Here is a 5,076-nt window from a genome sequence, read left to right as displayed (position 1 = left end):
ACGTCAAAACTTTACCTATCGCGACCCGTAAGGGTTAGTAGCTACCCTAGCTCTTACGAGCTAGGATGCTACACATATTTGCGCTACACACCAAATGGTGTTGCGGTAGCAACGTTTACATTAGCTGTGAATAGACCGTTTATGAACCAGGGGCAAAGAGAAGCTGACTTTATTTCAGTGGTTATTTGGCGTAAACAGGCTGAGAATGTAGCAAACTATTTAAAGAAAGGTAGTTTAGCTGGAGTAGATGGTCGTCTTCAAACTCGTAATTATGAAGGGCAAGATGGGAAGCGTGTCTATGTAACTGAAGTTTTAGCAGAAAATGTTCAATTCTTAGAACCGAAAAATAGTTCTTATGAAAGAAGAGAGCAACCTTCCCCAAGTTCATATGCATATTCAGGTGTAGGAAATTCAGGTGCAGTAAGAAATGATGATCCATTCACTAGTCCAGCAGGGAAGCCGATTGATATATCGGACGACGATCTCCCGTTCTAACGTTAAGTAGATCTTTATACAAAAGTAGGAAACAATAGATGGAGTGCGACAAGAAAGCGGCTTTAATCCTATATTTCAGTGATGCTACAGCAACATCGTAGTGTCCATCTGAGTATAACGGATGTCCTCGCTCGAAACGGCGCCCCTGGCAACGGGTAAAATGAAACGTATTCCTGCTGTGAAGTAGTGAGAAGGAGTAAGGTGTTCGGTTGCATGAGAGTTAAATGTGCAGGATCTTCCAGCTTTAGGAGGTCCCCTGTGCTAGAGGAAGAGTGGTATAGAGTAGGTTGAATCCATTCATTGCGAAAAAGGGTTACCTATCTCGTGACTAACTTGTGAACCTTTGATAAACATCGTTATTGTTACCCATGGTTATAGAGCTGATACCATGGCATTCCTGGCGTGAATCGATACTTCCATCATATCGACCTTTATACCCACAGTCCAGGCGGTGAATAGAAGGAGTCTGTCCCATTCGTATCTGAAACGAGCTGAACTTGTTAAACCCAATTAAGTCCCAAAACATCTGAAAGGAGAATTGAGGTCCATCCAATACTAGGGTAATCAAACCGTAAGGAATGACTAACTCTTAAGTGGGTAGAGGAAGAAGGAAAAAGCGAATGCCACCAAGCAAGAACTGAAACAGGAAGGGATTATTCCTGTAGTGGATAATGTCGGTAGTGATACCAAATCCATGACATGACCTGAAAGGGTGCTGACTTCCAGAAGGTATACAACACGAAAGAAAATGGAAAGCAACCTGTCTTGTAGCGAATCGTTTTAGCCGAGAGCACAAGATACTATAAGGAGGAGATGTGCGTGAAAAACGCTACAGAAAAATCGTATGTGTCCGCTGCTACTCCGCTTACTTCCTTTGATGACATCCCCTGGGTGAAATTAGAGAAGTATGTTAGGAGGTTACAGCAACGGATCTATCGTGCAGAAAGTCTTGGGAAAAAACGCGAAGTAAAAAACTTGCAACGTCTAATGATGAGGAGTAAAGCGAGCGGCATTATTGCTTTCGATCCGTCAGGTGACACAAATCAACAAAGGGAAACGTACTGCGGGAGTTGACCGATTCAAAGTCGCTTCCAATAAAGAAAGAACAGATTTATATAACAAGATTAAAGATTACAATATTTATAGTCACAACCCTTCACCAGCACTACGAAAATATATACCGAAGGGCAAAAACAAACTGAGACCATTAGGAATTCCAACAATGATCGATCGAACATTCCAAAATATTGTCAAACTAGCATTAGAACCACAATGGGAATATCGTTTTGAATCTACCTCCTACGGTTTCAGAGCAAAAAGAAGTGCACACGACGCTGTAGAGGCAATATTTAATAAGGCACACACTAGTACGAAAAAAAGATGGATATTTGAAGGTGTTTCCCGCGAAAAACACAATCGAAAAATGGTTAAAAGCAGGATTTGTAGATAACAATGTATTCAATAAAACAGACGCAAGAACACCTCAAGGCGGAATTGTTTCACCATTATTAGCTAATATCGCATTACACGGTATGGAAGATGAAATAGGTGTCAATTATCGTATAGTTAGAAAGAAACAAAAGAATAAAACAATCAAAATTTATCATGAAGTTTATGATACAAAAACGGTAGTAAGATACGCAGACGACTTTGTTATCATTTGCGAAACAAAAGAAGAAGCAGAGAATATGTATGAAAAACTTAAACCATATCTTAAAAAACGTGGATTAGAATTAGCACCAGAAAAAACAAAAGTCGTACACATTACTGAAGGTTTTGATTTCTTAGGTTTTAATTTTAGACATTACCCAACTTGTAAGGAAAAAGGGCGACTCTGGAAAATGATCGTTAAACCTAGTGAAAAATCTCAATCCAAAATGATTGAAAAAGTTAGGGAATGTTTCAAGAAACACCAAGGCAGCAATGTAGCAGGATTAATCAGAGATTTGAATCCAATTATTCGTGGATATGCTAACTATTGGAGAACAGTTCAAAGTAAGAAAATTTTCTCTGGAATGGACTATTATATCTGGAAAAAGACAAAACATTTTCTTAGAAGGTTACACTCTAACAAAACATGGAAATGGATTATTAAAAGATATTTTCACCCAGATATACACGGACAAAGTAAAGATCAATGGTTATTAACAGATCCAAACAGGAAATATCAATTGATTCGAATGAAATGGGTACCAATTATCGATCACACAACAATATCGTATAAAAACACACCATTTGATAAGAAACTAACAAGCTATTATCTTAATAGAGGAATTAAATTGTTCGAAAAAAACAACGTACTATCAAGACAAAAACTAGCACGAATGCAGAAACATAAATGCCCATTATGCAAAACATCAATACTGACAGAAGAAGCATTAGAAACACATCATAAGAAGCCAAAATATCATGGCGGAACTGATAAGTATGAAAACCTTGCGTTGGTTCACACAGCATGTCATATTCTTTGGCACAAAATCTTTCCAGCAAAAGGAGCAATACCACGTAAGAAACAAATTAATGCATTCTGTAAAATGTTAAACAAGAAGAAAACAGTTATATAAAACAGGTTACATATGCAAGGTGTGACCTACCCAGGACAGAAGATAAAGGTATGCCCGAGCCGTATGTCTGGAAAGGGACACGTGCGGTTCTTAGGGGGGAAAGGAATGGAAACATTCCTGACCTACCCGACAGATACGAAGTATCCCTTTTCACAAAGGTGTAAAGAAATTCTTATTAATCTTTGGGGAGAACTTGTTACAATAAAGAATGGCATAGGATATGAAAGATGCAGATATAGAATATATTAGGGAGAGATTTTATGAAATCAACAGGAGTAACGCGAAAATTAGATCCATTAGGACGTATAGTTATACCAATGGAATTAAGACGCACGCTGGCAATTGAGGAAAAGACACCAGTAGAGATTTATGTAGAAGGTGAAAAGATTATCTTGAAAAAATATGAAGCGAATGGTGCTTGTGCAATAACAGGAGAAGTATCTGATAAAAATATTTCTTTAGCATATGGAAAGATTACGCTAAGCCCAGCAGGTGCAGAGCTTATAATAGAGAAATTACAGAAGAATCTTGTTAAATAATTGGCTCCTTTTAGGGGAGCTTTTTCAAGTTATATCTAAATAATTTCACGTACCGTAATTATTAATAAAAAACAATACATATCAACTAAGGGATTATTCGCCTCACTAATGAATACTGAGACGTCCCTTTCTGATCCCTGTAGCATCATATGGATGTATTTATGATACGATAGTTATATATTCGTTTTGGCAGTAATAGGAGGCGTGTCTATGAAAAATCATATAAAAGTTAATGGACAGATCCGTCAAACAAATAAAAAATGGTCACATCTCAGACAACAACAAAGAGAACACATTTCTAATTGGCTTCGTGGGGAATATACAAAATTTGTACAAGTGAATCATAGAAGACCTAAAAAATACGAGCATGATGAGATCCTTAGTGAAGTAATGGATCGAATAGAGGAACGTGAAATTTGGATTCCATATGGGGAAGTAAAAAGATATTATTTAAGTAAAATCGGTAAATGGCTTCAAAAAACAGAAAGCGAACGTGAAACACAAACACTCAGTAATGAAGAGCAGTATACCTTAGAGAAATAGTAAAGACAATAGAAAGGGGAATAGATAATGCGAAATTTTCAAGACGATATGTTTGAACAACTAAAAAAGAAAAAAGGGCAGGTTACTTTGTTTTTAAAGAGTGGAGTTCCAATACGTGGGGAGATCATCGCGATAGATAAATTCACTGTTTTTATGATGGTTCAGGGTAAACAACAACTCATTTACAAACAAGCTATATCAACGATTGTTACGTAATACATACTAGCTTTATGTAAATATTTCTCAATATTATAATGTTACTATATATACTATAAATAATTCTTTTTATTGTTTATATATTGTTGTTTTCTGTTGCAGAACTCTTATGAAAGAGTTCTCTTTTTTCATTCTAAAAATTCACATAATATTCAAATATTACCCCTAAGAATGTTAATATCTGTTATATAATAAAGAGGTCCTAGAAGTCATAAGATATATTAATCCCTAGTTTTCTGATAAGATAGTTTTTTTTCCCTTCAGTTTGCAATATCTTAAAAAGAACTTGTATTTTTTACAAGTTCTTTTTGTTTTCACTACAAAAACAAAAGTAAACTTTTATGTAAAAGTTTACTTTTTTATCTATCTGGCCTTACTCTGTAATAAAAAATTAGATTCTGGTGCAAATATCTTGAAGTTTTTGCATCAGAACCAGAAAAACAGTCCTCTTGAATTTGTTCCAAGGGGACTGTTTTATTTTACATAATAATATTATACCTTTCATCTTCTGAAACACATAGACTTGTAGAATCAATTTTAATATCACATTTTCTTAATCTTCTTTTCACTTCTGTTGTTAATTTCTCGTTTGCATCCTCTAAAGAAAGTGCTGGAATGATTGCGGATTGTAGAGGGTTCCGGTGCAAAAACTTCAAGATACATGCAAGTAACCTCTAAATCTTGGACATACTGATACTATTACTCTAAAAAAGGTGTGT

At 35.8% G+C, this 5,076-nt stretch carries 4 protein-coding genes and 1 pseudogene; all 5 read left to right on the top strand.

Features of this window, described 5'->3' with window-relative positions; genetic code table 11:
- Positions 1–78 precede the first annotated feature (78 nt).
- The 5 genes and pseudogenes from ssb to hfq all read left to right on the top strand — a co-directional run bounded on the left by ssb (position 79) and on the right by hfq (position 4,357).
- Entirely contained in the window at positions 79–495 is a 417-nt protein-coding gene (gene ssb / locus JDS96_RS29500) for a single-stranded DNA-binding protein (protein ID WP_199668964.1), read from the top strand.
- A gap of 813 nt (positions 496–1,308) precedes the next feature.
- A pseudogene (locus tag JDS96_RS33395) lies at positions 1,309–3,059 on the top strand (group II intron reverse transcriptase/maturase).
- A gap of 260 nt (positions 3,060–3,319) precedes the next feature.
- Complete coding sequence (locus JDS96_RS29490; RefSeq protein ID WP_199668963.1) at positions 3,320–3,598, top strand: AbrB/MazE/SpoVT family DNA-binding domain-containing protein; 279 nt, start codon at positions 3,320–3,322, stop codon at positions 3,596–3,598.
- Positions 3,599–3,808: 210 nt separating this feature from the next.
- The gene (locus JDS96_RS29485; protein ID WP_199668962.1) at positions 3,809–4,141 is read left to right on the top strand and encodes a transposase; all 333 of its coding nucleotides are present in this window, start codon (positions 3,809–3,811) and stop codon (positions 4,139–4,141) included.
- 27 nt (positions 4,142–4,168) lie between these two features.
- On the top strand, positions 4,169–4,357 hold the full coding sequence (gene hfq, locus JDS96_RS29480; protein WP_199668961.1) for an RNA chaperone Hfq: 189 nt from the start codon (positions 4,169–4,171) through the stop codon (positions 4,355–4,357).
- Positions 4,358–5,076 lie beyond the last annotated feature (719 nt).

The organism is Bacillus cereus group sp. N21 (genome assembly GCF_016483395.1).
GTDB lineage: Bacteria > Bacillota > Bacilli > Bacillales > Bacillaceae_G > Bacillus_A > Bacillus_A pseudomycoides.
The sequence above is the reverse complement of the archived record's forward strand: the minus strand, read 5'-3'. Positions and strand labels throughout refer to the sequence as shown.